The 24,511-nt window shown below is 73.3% G+C and carries 22 protein-coding genes and 2 pseudogenes; 19 read left to right on the forward strand and 5 right to left on the reverse strand.

The features are described 5' to 3' along the window. Positions 1–321 precede the first annotated feature (321 nt). Positions 322–915 carry a DUF4291 domain-containing protein gene (locus tag SZN_RS13540; protein ID WP_043730426.1) on the reverse strand — a complete coding sequence of 198 codons (594 nt, stop codon included), beginning with the start codon at positions 913–915 and terminating at the stop codon, positions 322–324. Positions 916–1,422: 507 nt separating this feature from the next. Here SZN_RS13540 and SZN_RS13545 point away from each other — a divergent pair. From SZN_RS13545 to SZN_RS13565, 6 genes are all read left to right on the forward strand, one after another. Further along, positions 1,423–1,953 (forward strand): GNAT family N-acetyltransferase, encoded by a 531-nt coding sequence (locus tag SZN_RS13545; RefSeq protein WP_007495247.1) that lies wholly within the window; start codon positions 1,423–1,425, stop codon positions 1,951–1,953. 326 nt (positions 1,954–2,279) lie between these two features. Further along, the gene (locus SZN_RS13550) at positions 2,280–3,716 is read left to right on the forward strand and encodes a serine hydrolase domain-containing protein (protein ID WP_244313347.1); all 1,437 of its coding nucleotides are present in this window, start codon (positions 2,280–2,282) and stop codon (positions 3,714–3,716) included. Between the two features lie 296 nt (positions 3,717–4,012). Next, the gene (lanKC, locus tag SZN_RS13555) at positions 4,013–6,562 is read left to right on the forward strand and encodes a class III lanthionine synthetase LanKC (RefSeq protein WP_007495251.1); all 2,550 of its coding nucleotides are present in this window, start codon (positions 4,013–4,015) and stop codon (positions 6,560–6,562) included. A gap of 93 nt (positions 6,563–6,655) precedes the next feature. Next, positions 6,656–6,781, forward strand: coding sequence for a SapB/AmfS family lanthipeptide (locus SZN_RS39725; protein WP_007495253.1), 126 nt, complete (start codon positions 6,656–6,658; stop codon positions 6,779–6,781). A 156-nt stretch (positions 6,782–6,937) separates the two neighbouring features. After that, positions 6,938–8,749 (forward strand): ATP-binding cassette domain-containing protein, encoded by a 1,812-nt coding sequence (locus tag SZN_RS13560; protein WP_050815055.1) that lies wholly within the window; start codon positions 6,938–6,940, stop codon positions 8,747–8,749. Between the two features lie 68 nt (positions 8,750–8,817). Further along, positions 8,818–10,635, forward strand: coding sequence for an ATP-binding cassette domain-containing protein (locus SZN_RS13565; RefSeq protein ID WP_007495257.1), 1,818 nt, complete (start codon positions 8,818–8,820; stop codon positions 10,633–10,635). Positions 10,636–10,714: 79 nt separating this feature from the next. Here the strand turns inward: SZN_RS13565 and SZN_RS13570 are convergent, their stop codons facing one another. Continuing rightward, positions 10,715–11,404 (reverse strand): SDR family oxidoreductase, encoded by a 690-nt coding sequence (locus SZN_RS13570; protein WP_043730429.1) that lies wholly within the window; start codon positions 11,402–11,404, stop codon positions 10,715–10,717. Positions 11,405–11,704: 300 nt separating this feature from the next. On the opposite strand from SZN_RS13570, the pseudogene SZN_RS13575 reads away from it, so the two are divergent. The 3 genes and pseudogenes from SZN_RS13575 to SZN_RS13585 all read left to right on the forward strand — a co-directional run. After that, positions 11,705–12,037: pseudogene (locus SZN_RS13575) on the forward strand (transposase); the annotation flags it as partial. A gap of 369 nt (positions 12,038–12,406) precedes the next feature. Continuing rightward, positions 12,407–13,168, forward strand: coding sequence for an ANTAR domain-containing protein (locus SZN_RS13580; protein ID WP_007495263.1), 762 nt, complete (start codon positions 12,407–12,409; stop codon positions 13,166–13,168). Positions 13,169–13,286: 118 nt separating this feature from the next. Next, a complete protein-coding gene (locus SZN_RS13585; RefSeq protein WP_007495265.1) occupies positions 13,287–13,718 on the forward strand; it encodes an ATP-binding protein in 432 nt (143 codons plus the stop codon). 96 nt (positions 13,719–13,814) lie between these two features. On the opposite strand, the gene SZN_RS43170 is transcribed toward SZN_RS13585, so the two are convergent. Continuing rightward, entirely contained in the window at positions 13,815–13,943 is a 129-nt protein-coding gene (locus tag SZN_RS43170; protein ID WP_279627018.1) for a hypothetical protein, read from the reverse strand. A 37-nt stretch (positions 13,944–13,980) separates the two neighbouring features. Between SZN_RS43170 and SZN_RS13590 the strand changes: the two are divergent. The 9 genes and pseudogenes from SZN_RS13590 to SZN_RS13630 all read left to right on the forward strand — a co-directional run. Further along, positions 13,981–14,739, forward strand: a pseudogene (locus tag SZN_RS13590) (glycerol-3-phosphate dehydrogenase C-terminal domain-containing protein); the annotation flags it as partial. A gap of 597 nt (positions 14,740–15,336) precedes the next feature. Further along, positions 15,337–16,278, forward strand: coding sequence for an SDR family oxidoreductase (locus SZN_RS13595; RefSeq protein ID WP_007495271.1), 942 nt, complete (start codon positions 15,337–15,339; stop codon positions 16,276–16,278). 258 nt (positions 16,279–16,536) lie between these two features. After that, the gene (locus tag SZN_RS13600; protein WP_043730432.1) at positions 16,537–16,869 is read left to right on the forward strand and encodes a hypothetical protein; all 333 of its coding nucleotides are present in this window, start codon (positions 16,537–16,539) and stop codon (positions 16,867–16,869) included. A gap of 175 nt (positions 16,870–17,044) precedes the next feature. Then, entirely contained in the window at positions 17,045–17,530 is a 486-nt protein-coding gene (locus tag SZN_RS13605; RefSeq protein WP_007495275.1) for a DUF2975 domain-containing protein, read from the forward strand. Further along, positions 17,530–17,778 carry a helix-turn-helix domain-containing protein gene (locus tag SZN_RS13610; RefSeq protein ID WP_007495276.1) on the forward strand — a complete coding sequence of 83 codons (249 nt, stop codon included), beginning with the start codon at positions 17,530–17,532 and terminating at the stop codon, positions 17,776–17,778. Before SZN_RS13605 ends, SZN_RS13610 begins: the two co-directional genes overlap by 1 nt. A gap of 197 nt (positions 17,779–17,975) precedes the next feature. Next, positions 17,976–18,533 carry a PadR family transcriptional regulator gene (locus SZN_RS13615; RefSeq protein WP_007495278.1) on the forward strand — a complete coding sequence of 186 codons (558 nt, stop codon included), beginning with the start codon at positions 17,976–17,978 and terminating at the stop codon, positions 18,531–18,533. 73 nt (positions 18,534–18,606) lie between these two features. Next, positions 18,607–20,331 carry an acyl-CoA dehydrogenase family protein gene (locus SZN_RS13620; RefSeq protein ID WP_007495280.1) on the forward strand — a complete coding sequence of 575 codons (1,725 nt, stop codon included), beginning with the start codon at positions 18,607–18,609 and terminating at the stop codon, positions 20,329–20,331. 142 nt (positions 20,332–20,473) lie between these two features. Next, positions 20,474–21,619 carry an AI-2E family transporter gene (locus SZN_RS13625; RefSeq protein ID WP_007495282.1) on the forward strand — a complete coding sequence of 382 codons (1,146 nt, stop codon included), beginning with the start codon at positions 20,474–20,476 and terminating at the stop codon, positions 21,617–21,619. 175 nt (positions 21,620–21,794) lie between these two features. Beyond that, a complete protein-coding gene (locus SZN_RS13630) occupies positions 21,795–22,868 on the forward strand; it encodes a glycoside hydrolase family 43 protein (protein WP_007495284.1) in 1,074 nt (357 codons plus the stop codon). Here the strand turns inward: SZN_RS13630 and SZN_RS13635 are convergent. Further along, positions 22,852–23,196 carry an ArsR/SmtB family transcription factor gene (locus SZN_RS13635; RefSeq protein ID WP_007495286.1) on the reverse strand — a complete coding sequence of 115 codons (345 nt, stop codon included), beginning with the start codon at positions 23,194–23,196 and terminating at the stop codon, positions 22,852–22,854. The genes SZN_RS13630 and SZN_RS13635 overlap by 17 nt on opposite strands. Before the next feature lie 206 nt (positions 23,197–23,402). Next, entirely contained in the window at positions 23,403–23,777 is a 375-nt protein-coding gene (locus SZN_RS13640) for a roadblock/LC7 domain-containing protein (protein WP_043730436.1), read from the reverse strand. A gap of 290 nt (positions 23,778–24,067) precedes the next feature. Here SZN_RS13640 and SZN_RS13645 point away from each other — a divergent pair, with 290 nt between their 5' ends. Beyond that, positions 24,068–24,367: an antibiotic biosynthesis monooxygenase family protein gene (locus tag SZN_RS13645; protein WP_007495292.1), complete on the forward strand. Its 300-nt coding sequence runs from the start codon at positions 24,068–24,070 to the stop codon at positions 24,365–24,367. The last annotated feature ends 144 nt before the right edge of the window (positions 24,368–24,511 follow it).

The following is a 24,511-nucleotide window of genomic DNA, read 5'->3' on the forward strand; positions in this document are numbered from 1 at the left end:
GGGTCCGTCGGGCGGCCGGCCGGCGCGTATCCGGCGACGCGGCCGGACACCGCCGGCACGAGCAGCGCATCGGCGACGTCCTCACGGGGTACGGCGGCCGTCGCCCCTCGGCGTGATCCGCGCGCGGTGGTCGCCGCGCAGCCTGGTGGTGATCCGCGGGCCGACCGAGCACGTCTTCGCCCCGCACCGACCCGCACCGGGCCCTATCGGGCCGCGAGGCCGACGTGCCTCGAGCCCGCGGACGTACTGCCAGCCCGTGGGTGAGTCCGCGCCCCTGCACCCTCACGCGTCGCGCCGGGCCTGCCGGGTGCCGGGCACGCCTCAGCGCATGAGGTGGTCCAGCGTGCCGTCCCGCACGGGGTAGGGGCGTTCGCCGGGCAACAGGCCCCGGGCGGCGTCCAGTTCACCATCGCGGACATGGGCGTGGACCGTCCGGGCCAGCGCCGTGACGTCGGTGACGGAGACGATCCACTCGTCGGCGTACAGACGCGCGGCCTCGCCGACGAGACCGAGCTGCAACGACCGGTGGGGGAGCGGCTGGAGACGCAGGTCGCGTTCGGGGTCCCACTGCACCCGCGCGGGAGCCTCCCGCACCTGGTCCCGCCATGTGCCGCGGTCGGCGTGCAGGACCTCCGCGTAGTGCGACAGGCAGGCGCGCCGCAGCGCCCACTCGAAGCCGTCCCGCGTGATGTCGACGGCGAGGACCGTCTCCTGGTTCTCCTCGGTGCCCCAGCCGCAGCGGTACATCATCCACAGGAACGACGGCTTGACCCAGGTCATCCGGTCCCGCTTCCACTCCGCCGGAAAGCGTCCCGTCCGGGCAGCCGCCCTACCGATACCAGGTGTGTACGCCTGATAGACGGTGACCGTGGAGTCCGTGTACCGGGCTCTGATCTCGAATCGGGGTCGGGTCATACGACCAGGGTGATCATCCGGCGGGACGCGCGCCATCCAATATCCGCGGCGGGAGGCCGCAGGGCACGGCGGGCTGCGCCCGTGCGCGCGTGCGCGCGGCGCAGACGCTGCGGGGCGGGACCGTGCGGACGCGGTCACGCCCCTGCGCGCGAGCGCTCGGCGAGGGCGGCCGGGGACTCCCCTGCCCGGAGGGCTGCGCGCGCGTGGGCGCGAGGAGCGGGGACGATCGGGTTGCCGTGGACGCCGGGGATCGCCCACGCGCGCGTGGGCGCGAGACGGCGGGGCGGACGCGCTCGTCCAGGACGCGGGATCGCCCACACGCGCGCGTGGGCGCGTGGGCGCCAGGAGAGCGGGGGAAGTGGCGCGGGTACCGACGGCCCGTGCGCGTCCGAGGTCCGGGACGGCGTGTCCTGGCGGCGACGGGCAGCGATGCCTCCCCAGAGCCCGGCTGCCGGCGGCCCGGGGGCCCGGGAAGGCTGTCCTCCGCCCACGCCTAGAATCAGGATCATGGCTGAAATTGTTCGACTGCGCCCCGTCCTCGAAAGGGACCTCCCCCTGTTCGAGCGGCTTCACGAGGACCCCGCGGAAGCCGGTGAGCTGGGGTTCTTCGGGCATCGCAATCCGGGGCAGCTCCGCAGGCAGTGGGCGGAGCGGGGGTTCCTGACCGCTCAGGGCGGGCGGCTCGCCATCAGCCAGGGCGACGACGACCGGTTCGTCGGCGAGGTCCAGTGGCATCAGGTGCTCCAGGGCCCGGCCTCGCCGTGCTGGAACATCGGCATCTCGCTGCTGACGGCGGAGCGCGGCAAGGGGTACGGCAAGCGGGCTCAGCGCCTGCTCGCGCAGTACTTGTTCGCGCACACGCAGGTGAACCGGGTCGAGGCCGGTACCGAGTCGGTGAACGTGGCCGAGCAGAAGGCGCTCGAATGGGCGGGATTCACCCGCGAGGGCGTCCTGCGGGGCGCCTGCTTCCGGGACGGTGCCTGGCGGGACATGGTCCTCTACTCCGTCCTGCGGGGCGAGATCGCCGCGGAGTCCTGACGCGCACGGCCGGGACACGGCCGGGGAGCGGCACCGGCGAACGGCGACGGGCCGGCCAGGCGCGCGGGAACCGCTGCCACGCCTGAGCCCGGCGTCCCCCGGGGAATCCGGTTGCCCGCGCACCGAGGATCACCGGAGACTGGCGTTCCCCGGCACCCCGGTCCGGATCGCGAACAGGAGCCTCGTGTGCCCGAGTTGTGTCGCACAGCGGTGCGCGGAGCGGACGATCACCCGTTCCCCGGAACCGCGGAGCAGCGGTTCACCGGAACCGACGCCTGCGCCCACGGGCGGGACGTCCGCTCAGCCGGCCGACGCCGGACGTTCCCGTGAGCGGTGGTCGGGCCCGCCCCCTCCTGCTGCCCCGGAGCACACCGGCGGCCTCGGGCGTGTCGTCCCGCGCGGTCGCCGCCCTGCTGGACCGGCTGGAGGCGGGGTCCGTCGAGTGCCACTCGCTCATGGTCGTGCACCGCGGTCATGTCGTCGCCGAAGGCTGGTGGGCGCCCTACACGGCCGACCGGCCCCACCTGCTGTACTCCCTGACGAAGTCGTTCACCTCGATCGCGGTGGGGCTCGCGATCGCCGACGGGCTGCTCACGCTGGACGACCGCGTGGTCGACGTGCTGCCCGACCGGGTGCCCGACGGCCTCCCGGAGCAGGCCGGGCGGATCACCGTCCACCATCTGCTCTCCATGACGGCCGGGCACCCGGACGACAGTCTCGCCGAGGCGTGGCGGCGCGAGCCCCGTGACCTGGTGAAGGGCTTCCTGCGGGGGCCGTTCACCGCGCCGGAGGGGACCCGGCACACCTACGACAACTCCACCACGTACGTCCTGGCGCGGATGCTGGAGCGGGTCACCGGCCGCGGTCTGCCCGAGTTCCTCGACGAGCGCCTCTTCGGGCCGATGGGCGTCGACCACGCCGAGTGGGACCGGGTGTCCGGCGGCGCCGCGTTCGGATTCCACGGCCTGCACCTGACCACGGAGGCCGTGGCGGCGTTCGGCGAACTGCTGCTGCGCGGCGGCATGTGGGGCGACCGGCGGCTCGTCCCGCGCGCATGGGTGGAGCTGGCCACCGCGCGGCACGCGGACTGCGTTCCCTCCGGGGACGGAACGGACGACGCCGATTTCTCGTGCGGTTACGGCTACCAGTTCTGGATGTCGCGGCACGGCTACCACGGTCAGGGCGCCTTCGGCCAGCAGTGCGTGGTGGTGCCCTCGCACGCACTGGTGGTCGCGGTGACCGGCCAGTACGACAGGCAGGCCGTGCTCGACGCCCTGTGGGAGTGCCTGCTCCCCGGACTGGGGCACACGGGGAGCTCGCGGGACGACGAGATCCTCGCCGACCGGCTCCGCGGACTGTCGCTGCACCCGGTGCGCGGCACGGCCGGTCCGGAGCGCGGTGTCGTCGCGCGGCTCGACGGCTCCGTCGCCGAGTCGGCCCTCCCCGACGGCACGACCGTCGTCGTCGAGCCCCGCGGCGCCGGGTGGTTCGTGCGGTTCACGTCGATCCCCGACGTCGTCGTGGGCCACGGCGAGTGGACGGAGAGCGCCCCGCTCGGCCGGCCCGTCGTCTCGGCCGGGGCCTGGCAGGGCGGCACGTTCGTGGCCGACCTCTATGTGATCACCACTCCGCACCGGGTCCGGCTCGTCGTCGACGCCGACACGGCGACGGCGCGGGCGACCTGGAGCACCACGCCCCTCACCGGGCCCAGCCTGGAACTGCATCTGCGGGCGCCGCTGATGACCCGGCCGGACGTCGCGTAGGAGCGACGCCGGCACCGGCATTGGCCGCCCTTCAAAGTCGCATTATCGGAATTACACCTACCACCCCCGGTCGAACTCATATGCGGGTGTACAGGGTGGCGTATTTTCCGTGCGCCGGGGCTTCGCGCGCCAGTCAAGAGCGCTGAGTGCGCCCTGCCAGCCGAAGTCCGGCCTGCGCTACCTTCGCTTCGTGGACGAAAGCGGTGCAGGGTAACACCACGCCGAATCGATGAAACGGTTTGGCGTTGCCACTGCAATCCGTCCGGGAATGCTGATTCACCGCGATGGGGGGCCTTATGGACATGCGCTACGAGGCGTTTTCGTATGCCGACCCGGTCTTCTACGACTCGCCCGTCCGATGGGCCACGACGGAGGAGTTCGACGCGGCCGGCGCCGCCATACCCGCCGGCTGGGCCGGTCAGTCCAAGGACGTGTGGGTCGGACGGCAGCCGGCGGGTGTGGAACTGCCCGACCAGGGCTGGAAGATCCACGTCTCGGCGTGCATGGACAACGCCGAGGAGATCCTTTCCGTGGTCTGCGCCTACTGCTACGACAACCGCGTCGCGTTCAAGTTCCTGCGCAGCCCGGCCCTCGTACAGACCCAGAACGCGAAGTACGCGTCGCGGGGTTCGAGCGGGAAGTTCATGACGCTCTACCCCGCCGACGAGCCCGCACTGGAGCGATGTCTCGACGACCTCGACACCGCGCTCGCGGGACAGCGGGGACCGTACATCCTCAGCGATCTGCGCTGGCGCGAGGGACCGCTGTTCCTGCGCTACGGCGCCTTCGTCGAGCGGTTCTGCCGGTCGGAGAGCGGCGAGCTCGTCCTGGCCCTGCGGGAACCCTCGGGCCGGCTGCGCCCGGACGTGCGGCGCGCGGTGTTCGAGGTGCCCGACTGGGCCCCCGTACCGGCGGTGCTGGCCCAGGCGCTGGCCGACCGGGCGGGAGCCGGCGCGGACGAGCTCCGCTACTCCGTCGAGCGGGCCCTGCACTTCTCCAACGGCGGCGGCATCTACGTCGGCCGACCCGCCGGCGGGGGAGCGGAAGTGGTCCTCAAGGAGGCCCGCCCGCACGCCGGGCTCGACCAGCGCGGCGACGACGCGGTCCACCGGCTCGGCAAGGAACGCGACATCCTGCACCGGCTGGAGGGCCTGTCCGCCGTACCCGCCGCACTCGACTACTTCACCGCCTGGGAACACCACTTCCTGGTCCAGGAGTTCATCGAGGGCGAGCCGCTCAACCGGTGGTTCGGCAGACGCTACCCACTGGTCCATCCCGACCCCGGCCAGGCGGACGTCGACCGCTACAGAACCGAGGCGCTCGCGGTCCTGGAGAGCATCGAGGAAGGTCTGCGCTCCATCCACGAGCGCGGCGTGGTCTTCGGGGACCTCCACCCCCGCAACCTGATCGTCCGGCCCGACGGGCGGGTCTGCTTCATCGACTTCGAACTCGCCTCGCCCGCCGACGAGTTCGTCAGACCCGGACTCGGCGCCGCCGGCTTCGCCGCCCCCGCCGACCTGCACGGCTTCGCGATCGACCTGCACGCACTCGACGCCCTGCGCCTGTGGATCTTCATGCCGCTCATGCAGCTGACGTCCCTGGACCCGGACAAACGGCGGCAACTGGCCGGCGCGGCGGCGGCCCGCTTCGCCCTGCCCGGCCCGCCACCGGAGCCGCTCCCCGCGCACGACCCGCTCGCCGCCCTGCTCAGCGGCGACCGCGCGCACTGGCCCGCCCTGCGGGACTCGATGGTCGCCGCCGTCATGGCCTGCGCCACACCCGAGCGCACCGACCGGCTCTTCCCGGGCGACCCCAGCCAGTTCACCCACGACGGACTCGGCCTCGCCTACGGCGCCGCGGGCGTCCTGTGGGCCCTGCACTGCACCGGCGCCCCCGTCGACCCCGGCCATGTCCGGTGGCTGGTGGACGCCGTGGGCCGCGAACCCCGCCGGCCGGGCCTCTACACCGGCTCACACGGCGTCGCCCTCACCCTGGACCGCCTCGGCCACCCCCGGCACGCGCACAACCTCCTCGACCATCTGCTCAAGGACCCGCCGGACACCCAGGGCAGCGACCTCGCCACCGGACTGCCCGGCATCGGGCTCACCCTGCTGCACTTCGCCGCCTCCACGGGTGACTCCGCCCTCCACGCCGCCGCGGTGGACAGCGCCGCGCGCCTCGCCGACCGGCTGCGGGCACCCGCCGGCGGCGACGGACCGCCGGCCGCCGCACGCACCGGACTGATGCACGGCGCCACCGGAGCGGCCCTGCTCTTCCTGCGCCTGTACGACACCACCGGTGACCGCGACCTCCTCGACCTCGCCGAACTCGCCCTGCGCCGCGACCTGGACCGCTGCGTCCTGGCCGAGGACGGCACGCTCCAGGTCGACGACGGCAGCCGGGTGCTGCCCTACCTGGAGACCGGCAGCGCGGGCATCGCCGCCGTCCTGCACACCTACCTCGGGCACCGGCCCGACCCGGAACTGCGGCAGAGCCTGGAGCGCATCGCCGCCGCCGCCGTACCGGAGTTCATCGTCCAGCCCAGCCTCTTCAACGGACGCGCCGGACTGGTCTGGCTGCTGCACCTCCTCCAGGAGGACACCGCACGCCACGACGAGGTGATCCGGCGCCACATCCAGCGACTGGCCTGGCACCTGATCCCCTACGAGGGCCATGTGGCCTTCCCCGGCGAGCAGTTGCTGAGGCTCTCCATGGACCTGGCCACCGGTTCCGCCGGCATCCTCCTCACCCTGGGCGCGGTCTTCGACGGGACCCCGGTCCTGCCCTTCTGGCCCGGCACGCACGACGCGGCACACGCGCCGCTGTCGGACCTGCGGGCGTCCTGACCCGACGCGCCCCCCTGCGACACCGTTCGCAGCCATGAGTTTCCGGCGACCGCCGGGAAGCAGAAGCACCACCCGAAGTGACAGGAGTGCACCATGTCCGTTCTCAACCTGCAGGCCCTGGAGACGCCCGAGGAGACCACCGAGTACATGTCGGTGATCAGCTCCCTCTCCGTGGTGAACTGCACCAACAGCACCGTCAGCACCCTGCTGTGCCTCTAGCGGGCACACCCGGGGCGTGTGTGCGCTCCACCCTCCGGCGCCGGGGTGACCTGACGCCGGGATGAACAGAGCCGGCCCGGGCTGGGATAGAGCCCGGGCCGGCGCTCATGTGCCCGGCCGCCCCGATCGCCCGTCCACCTCCCGCAGGAGCCCCGCATGGGACAGGACCACCGACCACAGCCGCCGCCGGGCGGAGTGCACGGGCACGGCGGCCCGACCGCCGCCGGGCGGACCCCGGCGACACCGCGGCACGGCCCGGCGACCACCGTACTCCGCCTGTGGTGGCCCACCGCGCTGGCCCTGTCCCTCGCGGCCGGCTCGCTGGCCTCCCTGCTCCTGCCCGCCGCCGTCTCACGCGCCGTCGACCGGGCCCTCGCGGGCGGCGGCGCCGCGGGAGCCGTACCCCTGGCCGCGGTGCTCGCGCTCCTCACGGCCGCGGAGGCCGCCGCCCAGTACACCGGACCGCGCGCCACGGCCGAGAAGACGGCCCGGCTGCGCACCGACCTGGTACGGCACACCCTGGCCGCGGGACCCCACCCCGTACGGCGGACCGCGACCGGCGACCTCGTCGCCCGGCTCACCGCGGGCGCCGCCGAAGCGGGCCTGGCCGGCCAGGCGGTGGTCTACGCCGTCGCCCAACTCGCCATGGCCGCAGCGGCCGTGGCCGCCCTCGGACTGCTCGCCCCCGAACTGGCCGCGGCCTTCCTGGTCACCGCGCCGACCGGCTGGCTGCTGCTGCGCCGCCATGTGCGCCGCACCGTCCGCCGCGGCACGGGCTACCAGAGCGCACAGGCCGACGTGGCCGCCCGGCTCCTGGACGCCCTGGCCGGCAGCCGCACCGTCGCGGCCGCCGGGACCGTCGAGCAGGAGATCGACCGCGTCCTGCGCCCGGTGCCCGAACTCTCCCTGCACGGACGCGCGTTGTGGGACAGTCAGCGCCGCGTCGCCTGGTCCACCGGCCTGCTCGCCCCCGCGACCCAGATCGCCGTCCTCGCCGTCGCCGGACAGCGGCTGGCCGCGGGCGCGCTGAGCACCGGCGAACTCGTCGCCGCACTCGGCTACACCATGCTCGGACTCGGCGGATTCGGCGCCGCCCAGAGCCTCCTGGACCTCGCCCGCGCCCGCGCGGGGCAGGCCAGGGTCTCCGAGATCCTCGCCGCCCCCCTCGCACCCGTCGGCCTGCGCGAGCTGCCGCCGGGGCCCGGACGCGTCGAGATCCGCGGGGTCACCGTACGCCGCTCCGGCCGCACCGTCCTCGACCGGCTGGACCTCGTCCTGCCCGCCGGGTCCTTGACGGCGCTGGTGGGCAGTTCCGGTTCCGGCGGATCCGTGCTGGCGGCCATCGCCGGCGGACTGCTGCTCCCGGAGCAGGGCCTCGTCCTGCTCGACGGCGTCCCCCTGGACGAGATCCACCCCGCCGGGCTGCGCACGGCCGTCTCCTACGCGTTCGCCGACCCCGCGCTGACCGGGGCCACCGTCCTCGACGCCCTCACGGCCGCCGCCCGGCCCGTCCCCGCAGCCGCGGCACGACGGGCCGCGCGCGCGGCGCAGGCGGACCCGTTCGTGCGACGCCTGCCCGCCGGATACGACACCCCCCTCGCCGACGCGCCCCTGTCGGGAGGCCAGCGCCAGCGGCTCGGACTCGCCCGCGCGCTGGCCCGCGACTGCCGGCTGCTCGTCCTCGACGACGCCACCTCCAGTCTCGACACCGCCACCGAGGCGTCCGTCCAGCGGGCCATGGACCTCTCCCACGGCACCCGCACCCGCCTGGTCGTGACCCACCGCACCTCCACCGCGGCCAGGGCGGACGCGGTCGCCTGGCTGGATCGGGGACGCGTCCGGGCCGTGGCCCCCCACCGCGAACTGTGGCGGATCCCCGCCTACCGCCGCCTCTTCACCGGCACGGGGGAGAGCACGCGGACGGCGCCGGCGCACGAACCCGTACGCCGGGACGCGCACCCCGGATGACTCCAACGACTCCAACGACTCCAACGACTCCAACGACTCCGACGACTCGGACGAAAGGACAGGCACGCATGGCCAGCAGCACCGCGGCCCCCCGACCCGAGCCCGCCACCGGCACGCGACCCCACCCGCCGGCGACGGCCACGGCCCCGCTCGCCGCCGGTGCCGCGGCGCTGCGCCTGGTCCGCGGCAGCCTCTCCGCGAGCCGCGGACCGGCGCTGCGGCTCGCCTGGTGGACGATGCTGTCGGCCGCCCCCGCCCTTGTCTCCGGGAAGGCCCTGGCCCTCGCCGTCGACGACGGCTTCCTGGCCCGGAGCCCCCGCACGGCGGCCCTCTACCTCGTCCTGTTCGCCCTGTGCGCCCTCGCCGGAGCCTGGGCCGGCCGGCAGACCTACCCCTGGCTCGCCGAGATCGTGGAGCCGCTGCGCGACCGGCTCCTCGGCGACGTCGTCCGCGGCACGCTGCGCCGGGCCGTCGCACCCGGCGCCCGGCGCGACGGCGTCGACGCGGTGGCCGTAGCCCAACTCACCCGGCAGGTGGAGGTGGTACGGGACGCGCTGGCCGGACAGCTCATGCTGGTCTGGCAGTTCGTGCTGACGGTGGGGGCCGTCGTCGTCGGGACCGCCGTCATCGCCCCGGCCGCCGTGCCCCTCGTCGCGGTACCGCTGGTGCTGGCGCTGGGCGTGTTCGCCGTACTGGCGTCCGTGACGGTGCGTTGGCAGCACGCGGCCTTCCAGGCGGAGGAGACCCTCGCGCAGCGGGCCGTGGAGACCGTCGGCGCGCTGCGCGACATCGTCGCCACCGGCACCCGCGACCACGCGGAGGGCGAGGTGCTCCAGGCCGTCCGGGCGCATCTGCTGGCCTCCCGCAAACTGGCCACCGTCGCGGCGGTGCGCCGGCTGGTCGTGGGGCTCGGCGCGCACAGCCCCCTGCTGCTGGTCGTGCTCACCGCGCCCGCCCTGCTGGAGCGCGGCATGACCCCGGGCGACGTGGTCGGCGTCCTCGGCTATGTGCTGACCACCCTCGAACCCGCCGTCCGGCTGATGGTCCAGGGGGTGGGCGCCTCCTGGCTCCGCCTGTCGGTGGCGGCCCAGCGGCTCGCCGGGGCGGCCCGCGACCCCGGGACCCCGCCGCCGCCCGCGCACCCGCTGACGCCGGACGACGGATCGGTCGTCGTCTCGGGCGTCACCTTCGCGTACGGCCCGGACGCCGACCCCGTCGTCGACGGCCTCGAACTCTCCCTCGCCCACGGCGAACAGCTCGCCGTCGTCGGCCCGTCCGGCGTGGGCAAGTCCACGACCGCCGACCTGCTGGCCGGGATGCTCGTCCCGGACGCGGGACGGATCACCCTCGGCGGCGTTCCCCTCGACCGCATCGCCCGCGACGACCTGTGCCGGGCGCGGGCCCTGCTCCCGCAGAACCCGTACGTGTTCGCCGGGACACTGCGCGAGAACCTCTGCCAACTCGCCCCCGGCGCCCCGGACGAGAGCGTCGCCCACACCGTCGGCGAACTCGGCATGGACGATCTGGTACGGCGGCTGGGCGGACTCGACGGCCGGGTGGACCCCGCCGCCCTGTCCTCGGGAGAGCGCCAACTCGTCGCGCTCGCACGGGTCCACCTGTCCCGCGCCGCCCTCGTCATCCTCGACGAGGCGACCCGGCACCTCGACGCCGAGGCGGAGGAGCGGATCGAGGAGGCGTTCCGGCGGCGGCCCGGGACCGTCGTCGCCCTGGCCCACCGGATCTCCCTGGCCCGCCGCGCCGACAAGGTGCTCCTGCTGGACGGAGAGCGGGCGTGGACCGGGACGCACGACACGCTCCTGGCGCAAGTGCCCCTGTACGCCGACCTCGTGGGCCTGTGGAACACCGGTACCGCCGGGCCCGGCTAGGACGGACCCGGCGGCAGCGGCGGTGGAGGCGCGGGCGGCGGGGAGGCGGACGGCGGACACGCCGCCCGCCGTGCCCCGTTCAGCAGCCGGGACGCAGCATCAGATCGCTCATCGTCGCGTCCCGCGGCAGATCGAGCGCCGTGACGACCGCGGCCGCCACGGAGGCGGGACTCATATGGGCCTCCGGCCGGTACGGCAGCCCGAACTGCTCGTGCAGCCGGACCTGCATCGGCGTGTCGGTCTCGCCCGGATAGACCGTGGTCACCCGCACCCCGTGCTCGTGCTCCTCCGCGCGCAGCGTCTCCGCCAGCGCCTTCAGCCCGAACTTGGACGCCGCGTACGCGCCCAGCCGGGGCGGCGCGTACACCCCCGCCCCCGAGTTGACGAAGACGACGTGCCCGCGCGCCGCCCGCAGAGCGGGCAGCAGCAGCCGGGTGAGCTCCGCGGGGGCGATCAGGTTGACCGCCAGCGTGTGCTCCCAGACTCCCGCGCCCACGTCCCCGATCCGCCCCGACTCGGCCACGCCGGCCACATGCAGCAGCGAGTCCAGCCGCGCGGGCAGCGCCTGCCCCTTCAGCGCGCCGTCCAGCGCACCCGGCTCGGCCAGGTCCGCCACGACGGTCCGGCTCCGCGGGAAGCGCGCCCGCAGCTCCCTGGCCCGGGACTCGTCCCGGGCCAGAAGCCACAACTCGTGCCCGCGCGAGGCGAAATGAGCTGCCATGGCGGCTCCGATACCGGAACCGCCCCCTGTTATCAGAAAGACTCCCATAAACTGATACTTACCCCATCCGACGATCCGTCCGAACCGTCGCGCGGGGGGCGCACGGAAGGGGACGGCAGGCGCGGGGAGTCGAGCGGACCGGGGGAGCGGTGTCGCCCGCTCGTCGCGGAGGACTGCGGACCGGCGACGGCCGCGGTGCTCGTGCCCGTACGCGACCGGAGGCTCCCGCCCGCGCTCCCACGGCGCGGCCGGGACCGGACCCGGGACACGCCCAGCGGCGGCGCCGAACACTCCCACGAGGCGCCCCGCCTCATTTCGTTTGGCGGGAACTTGCGGGATGCTGCCGGTATGGCGAGCAAGCTTGTCGAACGGCTGGTGCCGGATGACCTGTGGGAGCCGTTCCAACGGGTCGTCCCGCCCGCGCCGGAACGTCCGCAGGGGGGAGGACGCCGGCGGACCTACGGTGACCGCGAGGTCCTGGCGGCCATCGTGTTCGTGGCGACGTCGGGCTGCACCTGGCACCAACTGCCCGCCGTCTTCGGGCCGTCCGGCGTGACGGCGTTCCGCCGCTTCACGGAGTGGTCGCACGCCCACGTCTGGGAGCACCTGCTCGACACGCTGGCCGGGCAGAACGAACTGGCGTGGTCGCGCACCGCCATCCACTCCGTCAGCGTGCGCGCGGCCGGCCGGGGCCGCTGACGGCACGGGCGGCCGGCGCCGAGCCCGCGGGCCACCGGAGCGCACCGCCCTTCACCGCCCGGAGGCGGCCGGTTCACCCGGCCGCCGGTGCAGGATCACCAAACGAAATGACCTGTAAGGTGTGTCCGTGCTTGGGAAGCAGGCACGCCCGCGGAGTGTGAGCCACCGGTACCCGGTGCGCCCTCACTTCCGCGGGGTCTGTCGTGCTTCCCAAGGTGAAGGACCTGCCCGGTGGCTGATGTGCCCGTGGGCGATGCTCAGTCGTCGCCTCAATTCCCCCTGCCGTTTTCGTCGGAGGGCACAGACCCGTCTGCCATCGAGGAGCGGAACCGTCGGCTGGCCAGGAGCAGCGTGGCCCGCGCCGAGGAACTGCTGCTGACCCGGTACCGGCTCGGGTCGGCGCAGGAGGCGTTCGGACTGCTGCGCCGGGCCTCCCAGCAGTTCAACATCAAGCTGCACACGCTCGCCGACGTCGCCGTCCACCTGCCCGCACCCGACGCCGGCGCACCGCGATGGGTGCCGCCCCGCCCGCGCGCCCCCGCTCCCTCCCTGCACGCGCTGGGCAAGACGACCGCCAGGAAGCTCGGCCAGAGCGGGGTCCTCAAAGCGGCCATGCACCGGGTCATGCAGATCTCCCAGAGCCCGATGGCCAGTGCGCAACTCGCCGAGAACGGCTTCCTGCGGCTCGAACGCCACACCGGGCTCGGACTGGAGTTCACGGAGTACTTCGCCTTCGTGGAACTGGGCGGCCAGGTGACCTCCTACTCGCTCGCCGCGGACGAGAACCGGCAGATCACCGTCAAGGACGTCGCGGCGTCGGACCTGTTCGACGAACGGGCGCGCGCGGTGATCCTCCGGGCGGGGAGCCGGGCCTGCCACAGCGTCCCCCTGACAGCCCCGCACGGCACCGTCATGGGTGTGATCTCCTCCCATCACGAGCGGGCCGTCGGGGAGTTCGAGGCGGCACGGCTGGCCGCGCTGCACACCCTGGGAGCGCAGGTGGGCAACTGGATCAACTGGTACCGCAACGAAGTGGTCCTGGACGCGCTGGAGTCCATCCACGCGACGGCGGTGGCCGAGTCCGAGGCGGGCACCGGCGACCCGGCGGACTGACCCGGCCGTCCGCCCCGAGCTGTGCCGCCGGACGGACGTTCCCATGTCTGTGAGGGAGGCGCGGGGGTACACGTTGCATCCACGAGCGCGGATGGCACCACGGGAAGCGGGTCGGGCAGTGGCGGTGAAGGCGATGGGATGGGCGCACTCTTTCCCCGTGTCCGCGGGGGTGCGCGCCGGGCGGGCGTGGACGCGGCGGCGCCTCGAACCCCTGCCGTGGGCCGCCTCCGACCCGGACACGGTGGACTCCATCGTGCTGGCCGTCTCGGAACTCGTCACCAACGCGCACCTTCACGCCCACAGCGACGCGCACCTGGTCCTCACCTGGGACGGCGACTGCCTCCATGTGAGCGTCCACGACGACGACCCCACGCTGCCGCGTCATCGTGAACCGGAACCGGGCGAGGTCTCCGGCCGCGGAGTCTCCATCGTGCGCAAGCTGGCCGACGACGTGCAGATGAAGTGCCAACGGCACGGCAAGACGGTGATGGCCTGCTTCCGCCCGGAACCACCGGAAACCGGCGACGGGGCCGGAGCGCGGACGGTGTGAGCCGCAAGCGTGCGCTTCGCGCCCCGCGGCGTCCACGGCTCACCGTGCGCCGGGCGCGGCAGACCGGTTGAAGGGTGGGTGTGCACCGCCGGGTGTTCACGGGGTCGCCGTGACGCGGTCGTCGAGTTCGCAGAAGGCTGCGCCGTCGCGCAACGCCTCGCGGCTCCCGGCCTCGCGGAGTTCCCGCGCGGACTGCCGTGCCACGGCGGCGTCGATGACGCGCACGACCGTCTCCGCGACGTCGGCAGGGGAGCTATCTGCAGACCGCATCACGTTCGCCCTGCCCTGGGAGGACATGCTGCTCCTCGGCACGACCGACGAGGTGTACGAGGGCGACCCGGCCGACGTCGCCGTCACCGAGAAGGACGTCGCGCAGATCCTGGAGGAAGCGGCCGTCTCCGTCCGCGACGAGCAGCTGTCCCGCGACCTCATCACGTACGCGTACGCCGGACTGCGGGTGCTGCCCGGCGGTCCCGGACACACCGCGCAGGCCAGGCGCGAGACGGTCGTCACGGAGGGACCGGGCGGCATGCTGTCGGTGGCGGGCGGCAAGTGGACGACGTTCCGCCACATCGGCCGTACGGTCCTGGCGAAGCTGGAGGCCCTGCCCGGACACCCGATGGGCGAGGGCTGCGAACCGGTCTCCCGCCTGCCCAGGGAGCTGCCGCTGCCCGGTGTGGCCAACCCGCGGGCCGTCACGCGCAGCCTCCTCACCGACGACACCGGACAAGGGCCGCGGATGGCCCCCGACACCGCCAGGCACCTGGCGACCCACTACGGCTCCCTCGCCTACCAGGTCGCCCTTCTGGCCCGGCGCGACCCCGCCCTCGCCGAGCGCGTCCATCCCGACGCCCCCGAGATCTGGGCCCAGGTCGTCCACGCCCGCGACCACGAATGGGCCGAGACCGCCGAGGACGTCCTGCGCCGGCGCACCACGCTGACGGTCCGGGGCCTCGCGACGGAGGAGATCCGCCGACGCGTCGAGGACGTCCTTCGCGGGTCCGCCCCCGGTGCTTCCTGACCCACAGTCCTGACCCACAGTCCTGACCCGCGGTCCTGACCCGCGGGACGGCCCCTGGCGGCGCTCCGCCGACCGCCGACCGCCGACCGCCGACCGCCGTGCGGCGGGTCGGGTGCCGTGTCCGGTGGCAGGCTCTGCTCGACGCGGGGTACGACTGCTCCGGCACACCCACCGACGGCGTCTGCTCCGGCCACGCCCGCGCGCGGCGAGTACCGGGTCCCCGGCGGAGCCGCCGACGGCCGCGCCGCCGGGGCCGGTGCCGCTCACCCACGGGAGCCGGTCGGCGGCGGCCCGGACCGCTCGCCGCGCGTGCGGGCGCCACCGTTCGGAGGCACCATGGTGACTGTCCGCGGAGCCACGATCGGCGGGCCACGGACGCGGCCACGAACGCGTACACGGACACGGACACGGACACGGACACGGAAGCGTGTGCGCCGGGACCCGTACGCCGGACGCGCGTTGTCGGGGGCATCCGGCGGCACCCGCGAACCCGCCCGTCCGATTCCGGGGGAGCACGCGAGACGCGGGCGGGAACGCGACCAGCCGAGCGAGTCGAGCGAGCCGAGCAAGTGTCGAGCAGCCGAGAGCGAGAACGCCATGCAGAGCGCGGCCACGCGGACCGGGATCGCGGCCACGTCCGACTCGCCACTGAGCGGACGTACCGCCGTCGTCACCGGGGCGGCCCGGGGCATCGGCGAGGCGCTCGCGCGGCGCCTGTCCGGGGCGGGCCTCCAGGTCGCCCTGCTCGGCCGGGAGGCGCAGACCCTGCGTGCCGCGGCGTCCGCGTTCACCGCGCCCACCCTGTGCATCGAGGCCGACGTCACCGACCAGGACGCACTCGACCGCGCGGCCGAGCGGATCGCGGACCGGTTCGGAGACGTGTCCGTGGTCGTGGCCAACGCCGGGGTCGCGGCAGGGGGACCCTTCCTCGCCACCGACGCCGACCTCTGGCGGCGGGTCGTGGACGTCAACCTCCTGGGCGCGGCCAACACCGCACGCGCCTTCCTGCCCCAACTCCTGCGCACACAGGGCTATTTCCTCCAGGTCGCGTCGACGGCCGCCTTCGGGTCGGCGCCGCTGATGAGCGCCTACTGCGCGTCCAAGGCCGGGGCCGAGTCCTTCGCACAGGCCCTGCGGGGTGAGGTCGAGGGGGACGGCGTCGGCGTGGGCATCGCCTATGTGCACTGGACCGGCACCGACATGATCGACGGGATGGACGATCACCCGGTGCTGCGGGCGCTGCGGGCCCGTCAGCCGGGATTCGCCCGCCGCGTGCACAGCCCCGACCAGGTCGCCGCCTGGCTCGACGCGGGAGTCAGGCGACGGGCCCACTCCGTCTACGCCCCTCCATGGCTGCGTTGGTGCCAGCCGCTGAGGCCCCTGTTCCCCACCCTGGTCACCCGGGTGGCCAGGCGGGAACTGCGCCGCTCCTCCGCGTCGGAACTCGCCGCCCACACGGGGGTGATGGGCGCGGGCGGGCGCGCCGACTGGCAGGCGTACACCGCCGCCACGCCCCCGCAGGAGGGTCCGTCCACATAGCCCGAGCGTGTCCGGGGCACGGCGGACCCGCGGCCTGCGGACCCGCCCGCGCCGACGCACGGCCGGCGCCTGGGACGGACTCGGCAGACCGGGTCCCATCCGACCGCGTCCCACTCCCCTCCGGCGGGCCGGGACCACCGCCCCTGACAGATGGCAGGTGCCCGCCCCTGACAGATGGCAGGTGCCCGCGGCGGCACCCGCGTCGTTCACTGAGGTGAGCACCTGCACATCCGAGCGCAAACTCTCAGGGGTAGAAGAATGATCCGTAGGAAGAACATGTTCGCCGCGGGACTGGCCACCCTGGTCTCGGCGGCCGCCTTGAGTGTCGGCGGGATGGCCGTACCGGCCGCGGCGGCGGGCGGAGTCGACTGCTCGGGCCGGGTCCACGGTGTCGACCCGAACGTGGGCATCGTCGGATGCACCAACAACACCGGCGGTGAGATCCGGTTCCGCGCCGACATCGTCTGCGGTCTCGCCCCGGACGTCAGCGGGGACTGGGTGACCCTGCGCCCAGGCGCCTACGGCGAGTCGGTCGGCAGCTGCGCCTGGTTCAGCTCGGGTGTCGGCAGTGTCGGCTGGACCATCGCGTAGCGGCCGGTCGGCCTGAGGGGGGAGGGCGGCGGCCGTGCTCGGGAGGGCACGCGCTGCCTGCCGCCGCCCGACGGCGGATGGCGCCCCGCCGACACCGCTCCCCTTGCTCCATCTATCGAAAATCGATAGATTTCCATCGTGGCTCGATCGAGGAGCCTCGATGGAAGGGTGACGTATGGGAAAGCTGGCAGTGGGCGCGTTGCGCGCCGTCCTCGCGGTGGTGCTCACCGGCACCGTCCTCGTGCAGGCCGCGATGGTGTGGGCGCTGGCCACCGATCCGGAGGACGGCTCGCTGCCGCTCACCCCGCTGCGCCTGATCACCGTCCTCGGCATGGCGGCGGCCCAGGTCGCGTTGGTCTGCGTATGGCGGCTGGTGGCGATGGTGCGCCGCGGCACGGTGTTCTCCCACGCCGCCTTCCGGTACGTGGACGCCGTGATCGGCGCCATCGTGGCGGAGGCCCTGCTGTGGTTCGCCGTCACGGCGATCAACGCACCGGGGCAGCGCGAGGACCCGGGCGTCACCGTCATCATGGCCGGGATCGGACTGGCCGTCCTCGGGGTCGCGCTCATCGTGCTCGTGCTGCGGACGCTCCTCGCCCAGGCCGTCGCGCGCGACGTCGAAGCGTCCCGGATGCAGGCCGAGTTGGACGAGGTGATCTGATGCCGATCGCGGTCGACATCGACGTGATGCTGGCCCGGCGGAAGATGTCCGTGGGGGAGCTGGCGGAGCGGGTCGGCATCACACCCGCCAACCTCGCCGTCCTGAAGAACGGCCGTGCCAAGGCGGTGCGATTCGCCACACTCGCCGCGCTCTGCGAAGTGCTCGACTGCCAGCCGGGCGACCTGCTGCGCTGGGAGGCGGAGGACGACGCGGCGCCGGAGGCCGCCGCCCTGCGACACCCGCTTTAGGAGAGCGGTTCTCTCTCCCGTCACGGCGCCCGGGATCGCCCGGGACGCCGCCCCGCCGCCCCGCTGCCCCCGTCGCCCCCGGGCGCGCGGCGCGGGCGCGTCGGGGCGTCGGCCTGCGGGCCCGCGGCATCTCGGGTGAGCCGTGTCTCACCGCGACCCCGTTGCTGTGCAACGAGGTGCATAGCAGGATCACGGACATGGCGCTCGAACACGCGATCCTCGTCTCGCTGCTGGAGAAGCCCGGTTCCGGCTATGAGCTGGCCCGGCGCTTCGAGCGGTCCATCGGGTACTTCTGGACCGCCACCCACCAGCAGATCTACCGCGTGCTCAAGCGCATGGAGAGCGACGGCTGGATCCACGTCCGCGACGTCCCGCAGTACGGCCGCCCGGACAAGAAGGAGTACTCCGTCGCCGCTCCGGGACGCGACGCGCTCTCCGGGTGGCTCGGCGAACCGACCCGGCCCGAGAGCGTGCGGCACGATCTCGCGGTCAAGGTCCGGGGCGCGGCCTTCGGCGATCCGGCCGGGCTGATCCGCGAGGCCGAGCGGCACCGGCAGGAGCACACCGACCGTCTGGCCCACTATCTCGCGGGCGAGACAAGGGACTTCGGGACTCCCGCGCCGGACGGTCCGCCGGACGCCGAACGCGAACTCCAGCACGTCGTGCTGCGCGGCGGCATCGCCTACGAGCGCATGATGATCGCCTGGCTCGACGACGTCCTCGCCACCCTCGCCCGCTTCGGCACCGGTCACTGACCCGCCGTGCGGGCCCTTCCGGGACCACGCCCGGACCCACGCACCCCACCCTTCCGGCCGAAAGGCGGCACCCATGGCCGACGCGCTGCTCCTCAACCCGCGGACCTACGACCCCGTGCACTTCGACCCGGAGACCCGCAGGCTGCTGCGGGCCACCGTCGACTGGTTCGAGGGGCGCGGCAGGCGCCGGCTGATCGAGGACTACCGCACCCGGGCCTGGCTCGGCGACTTCCTCGCCTTCGCCGCCGAGGAGGGACTCTTCGCGACCTTCCTCACGCCCGCCTCCGCCGCGGGGGAGGGCGAGGGCGACAAGCGCTGGGACACCGCCCGCATCGCCGCCCTCAACGAGATCCTCGGCTTCTACGGGCTCGACTACTGGTACGCCTGGCAGGTCACCATCCTCGGCCTCGGCCCCGTCTGGCAGAGCGACAACCCCGCCGCCCGGTCCCGCGCCGCCGAACTGCTCTCCCAGGGCGAGGTGTTCGCCTTCGGCCTGTCCGAGAAGGCCCACGGCGCCGACATCTACTCCACCGACATGCTCCTGGAACCGGACGGCGCGGGCGGCTTCCGGGCCACCGGCTCCAAGTACTACATCGGCAACGGCAACGCCGCAGGGCTGGTCTCCGTCTTCGGCCGCCGCACCGACGTGGAGGGCCCCGACGGCTACGTCTTCTTCGCCGCCGACAGCCGCCACCCGGCGTACCACCTCGTCAGGAACGTCGTCGACTCCTCGAAGTTCGTCAGCGAATTCCGCCTGGAGGACTACCCGGTGGGCCGGGACGACGTCCTGCACACCGGACGTGCCGCCTTCGACGCCGCCCTCAACACCGTCAACGTCGGCAAGTTCAACCTCTGCACGGCCTCGATCGGCATCTGCGAGCACGCGATGTACGAGGCCGTCACCCATGCGCGGAACCGCATCCTCTACGGCCGTCCCGTCACCGCCTTCCCGCACGTGCGGCGCGAGTTGACCGACGCGTACGTCCGGCTCGCCGGCATGAAGCTGTTCAGCGACCGGGCCGTCGACTACTTCCGCACCGCCGGCCCCGACGACCGCCGCTACCTCCTCTTCAACCCCATGACCAAGATGAAGGTGACCACCGAGGGCGAGAAGGTCATCGACCTGATGTGGGACGTCATCGCCGCCAAGGGGTTCGAGAAGGACAACTACTTCGCCCAGGCGGCCGTGGAGATCCGCGGACTGCCGAAGCTGGAGGGCACCGTCCACGTCAACCTGGCGCTGATCCTGAAGTTCCTGCGCAGCCACCTCCTCGACCCGGTGGCCTACGAGCCCGTACCGGCCCGCCGCGACGCGGCCGACGACGGCTTCCTCTTCCGCCAGGGCCCGGCCCGCGGCCTCGGCTCGGTGCGCTTCCACGACTGGCGGCCGGCCTTCGACGCCTACGCGCACCTCGCCAACGTCACCCGCCTGCGGGAACAGGCCGACGCGCTCTGCGTGCTCGTCCGCACCGCCGCCCCCGACGACGAGCAGAGCAAGGACCTCGACCTGCTCCTCGCCGTCGGACAGCTCTTCGCGCTCGTGGTCCACGCCCAGTTGGTGCTGGAGCAGGCGGCGCTCACCGGACTCGACGAGGACGTCCTGGACGAACTCTTCGCCGTCCTCGTCCGGGACTTCTCCGCGCACGCCGTCGAACTGCACGGCAAGGACTCCGCGACCGAGGCGCAGCAGGACTGGGCGCTCGGCGCGGTCCGGCGCCCGGTCGTCGACACCGGCCGCTCGCAGCGCGTCTGGCGGCGCGTCGAGGCACTGTCGGGGGCGTACGAGATGAAGCCCTGAGGGTGACGGGTACCGGCCGGGCGGGACCGGGCCGCCGCCCGTCCCGGGATCGGGCACGCGCCGCCGGGGGAGTCCGCGCGGCGCGCAGGACGCGGTCCCCGCGAGGTCGGGGCTGGGGCGGGGGAGCAATAGGGTGACCCGCATGCCAGACACGTTGAGTTCCGCCCGCGCGCGCACCGCGCTGGCCTCGTCCGCCCTCATATCGGCCCAGTTGCTGCTGGTGGCCGTGGCCGTGGCCGCTGTCCTGTGGGCGCTGGCGCGGATGTGGTCGGTCGTGTGGCCCGTGGTCATCGCCCTGTTCCTCACCACGCTGACCTGGCCGCTCGCCCGCGCGCTGCGCAGACGCGGGTGGCCGGCCGCGCTCGCCGCCGTCGCGGTGACCGTGGTGTTCCTGCTGGTCGTCGTCGGCGTCGTGGCGCTCATCGCGGTGCCGATGGCGTCCCAGTCCGGGGAGCTGAGCGACGGTGTCGTCGAGGGCATCCAGAAGGTCCGGGAATGGGCCGCCGGGCCGCCCTTGAACATCGGCGACGACCAGGTCACGGCCGCGCTGGACTCCGCTGCCGCCCGGGTGCAGAACAGCGTCGGCAGTGTGGTCACCGCCGTCGCGACGGGGCTGGCCGCCATGGTCGGCGGTCTCGTCACGGCCGTGCTGGCGCTGTTCCTGATGTTCTTCTTCCTCAAGGACGGCCCGCGCTTCCTGCCGTGGCTCGCCCGTCAACTGCCCGGCCGGCTCGCCCGCGACATCCCCGTGGTGGCCAAGCGCACCTGGGTCACGCTCGGCGCGTTCATGCGCTCCCAGGCGCTCGTCGGTGTCCTCGACGCGGTCTTCATCGGCCTCGGCCTGTGGGTCCTGGACGTCCCGCTGGTGCTGCCGCTGATGGTGCTGACGTTCGTGTCCGCGTTCGTCCCGATCGTGGGTGCCGTGTTCGCCGGATTCGTCGCGGTGCTCATCGCCCTGGTGTCGAACGGGCCGACGGACGCGCTCATCGTCCTCGGCGTCATCCTGGTGGTGCAGCAACTGGAGGGCAACGTGTTCCAGCCCATGATCCAGAGCCGCGGACTCGGCCTGCACGGCGCGGTGATCCTCCTGGCCGTGACCCTGGGCGGCAGCCTGGCCGGCATCGTGGGCAGCCTCCTCGCCGTGCCGCTCACCGCGATGATCGCCGTCGTCTGGAACTACCTGCGCGAACAACTCACCGACCCGGAACCGGAGTCGGAGCCGACCCCGCCCGCCGACGCGCCGCCCGCCGACGCACCGTCCACCGGCGCCGCGATCCCGGGAACCTGACGGAAAGGCCCCGCACGCAGCGGGCCGGCACCGCCGCACCCCGCCGGTCCGGGCCCGCTCGCGTGGGCCACCCCGCACCGTCACCCCCGCCGGATTGTTGACATGTTCGCGGCTGACGGCGATCCTGCCGAGGAGGTCTTCTTCCATCGATGTAAAAAGTCGTGTGAGGTGACGCGTGAAACTGTCCCGCCGCATCAACGGCGCCACCGCGTTCGCCCTGGCCGCGATCGTCGCCGCCGCGCTGTCCCTGATGTCCGCCGCCGCCCCGGCCGAGGCGGGACAGACGAGTCTGCGGGCCGCGGACCCCAGCGTCCTGCGCGTCGGCGGCACCTATGTCTCGGTGCAGTCGGCGGGGGGCGGCATCGCCGTGCGGACCGCGCCGTCGACCGACGCCCTCGCGGCGGCGCCCGCCCGGCAGATCTGGTCCGACACCCGCGACCTCGGCGAGGTCTGGGCTCCCGAGATCGTCCGCGACGGCGGCCGCTACTACGTCTACTTCGCGGCCGGCCGCGGCGCCGCCCACCGCATGTACGTGATCAGCTCGGCCAGCCCGGACAGCGGATACACCGCCGAGACCCGACTCGCCCTGCCGGACGACAAGTGGGCGATCGACGGCACCCTGTTCACCTTCAACGGGCAGCGCTGGTTCGTCTGGTCCGGCTGGGCCGGCGACACCAACGTCGAGCAGAACCTGTACATCGCGCGCATGAGCAGCCCGACCACCCCCACCGGCGCCCGCTACGTCATCTCCCAGCCCCGGGAGAGCTGGGAGCGGGTGGTGGGCAACCCGTTCATCAACGAGGGCCCGGAAGCCATCAAGGACCCGAACGGGCAACTGCACATCGTGTACTCCGCCAACGGCAGCTGGAGCGACCAGTACTGCATGGCCGACCTGCGCCTGCGTGCGGGCGGCGACCCGACCTACGTATGGGACTGGTACAAGTCCAACGGCTGCCTCTTCGGCTCCGACCGCGCGACGATGATGGCCGGTTGGGACCCCACCCTGTACGTGAACGGTCCGGGCCACCACACCTTCGTCCTGCTCGACGGCGACATCAACACCAGCCCGCCCGCCGGACCGAGGTTCCCGTCCATGTTCCACGCGGTGCCCAAGGGGACGCCGTACTCCTGGGCGAACCGCTACTGGTACACCGGCACCTTCGCCTGGTGGGGCAACACCACCTACAGCCGCGCCAACGTGCCCGGCGCGAACACGAACACCGGCTGGAGCCTCAAGTTCTTCGAGTAGCGTCCGCCTGCCGGAGTTCGGTGAGCAACTGGTTCCGACCGGCCAGGAGTTCGGTGAGGATCCGGCGGGCGGCCCGCAGCAGTTCGGCCACGTCCCCGCCGGCGAGGGCGTAGCGGACGGTGGAGCCCTCCCGCAGGGACACCACGATGCCCGAGCGCCGCAGCACCGCCAGCTGCTGCGACAGGCTGGACGGCTCGATGTCGATGTCGGCCAGGAGGTCGCGCACGGACACCGGGCCGTGCTGGAGGAGTTCCAGCACCCTGATGCGTACGGGGTGGCCGAGCATGCGGAAGAACTCTGCCTTGACCTGGTAGAGGGGTGCCTGCATGGGTCTCGCTCCTGGTCGCACGGGTGGGAGCGCGGTCGCGGTGGCGCGGCGGCGCCGACGGGCACCGCCGCGCCGCGGACCGCTTTCAAGAGCCGATCCTTCACGCCCGGGACCTGGCGGGGACGCGCATCGGCACCATGCAGATGTGGTGACTTGAAGAAGTCTTCACATCAGGGGCAGACGTGATCCCGGCCGCCGGGCACGTGTCAGATCTCGATGGCCTCCTCCACCCGCCTGAGCTGGTGCCGCGCCATCGCCAGGTTCGCGTTGGCCTTGTCGAGCACGAGATAGAGGAACAGCCCGTTTCCCGAGCGCCCCTTCAACAGGCGGATCACGTGGTACTGGTGATCCAGCGTCAGGAGGATGTCCTCGATCTGGCTCTTGAGGCCCAACTGCTCCATGGTGCGCACCTTGGCCCGGATCACGTCGGTGTTGCCCGCGGCGGCCACGTTCAGATCCAGATCCTTGCCCCCGCCGAGCGTGCCCAGCGCCATCCCGCTGGTGTAGTCGACGACCGCGGCCCCCACCGCTCCCTCGATCCCCGCCATCATGTCCTTCAGCGACACTTCCACACTCGCCACAGCGCCTCCCCTTGGATGCGGTTGCCCGCGGGCTGATGGTCTTTGGCCCGCCTCGGTCTCCGGACCGTACGCACGCCGCCGCGCCGGCCGCGGCGACTTGCGCCGACTGACTCACGCCGACCGGACAGCGATGCGATCGGATCGTTCGGGCGACCACAAATGCCCTTACACGCAAGGAAGTTGACTGCACCCCGGGCGGTCCGGTCCGGGACACGCCCGAGTTCCGCAGACCGGGAAGGACGCCGGACGGCTTAAGGTCGTCTTCCGTGACTCTGCCTGTGGAGGGTGCTGTGACCACGATCGAGCTCACCCGGTTCCGCGTGGAACCGGACCGCGTGGCCGACCTGTTGCGTGCGCGGCCGGCCATGCTCGCCGACTTCGAGACCGACCGCGCCGGATTCCTGGGCGCGCGCCTCGTCCGGCTCCCGGACGACCAGTGGCTCGACATCGTGACCTGGCGCAGCGCCGAGGACTTCGCCGCGTCCCGCGCCAAGGGGGCCAACCTGCCCGGAGTCGCCGCCTTCTTCGCGGCGATCGCCGAACTGGTCAGCGCGGAGGAGGGCACCGAACCGGACCTCCCGGAGAACTGAAGCCGGCGCCCCCCGGACGGCCACCCGGGCTCACTGGGTGACGGCCAGCCCGACCCCGCCACGGGGCGTGCCGCCCCGGGCCGGCGGCGCACCCGCGGCGCGCGCCCCCGGCGCGGGGGCGCAGGGCAGAGCGTGCACGACCCC

Source organism: Streptomyces zinciresistens K42 (assembly GCF_000225525.1).
Taxonomy (GTDB): domain Bacteria; phylum Actinomycetota; class Actinomycetes; order Streptomycetales; family Streptomycetaceae; genus Streptomyces; species Streptomyces zinciresistens.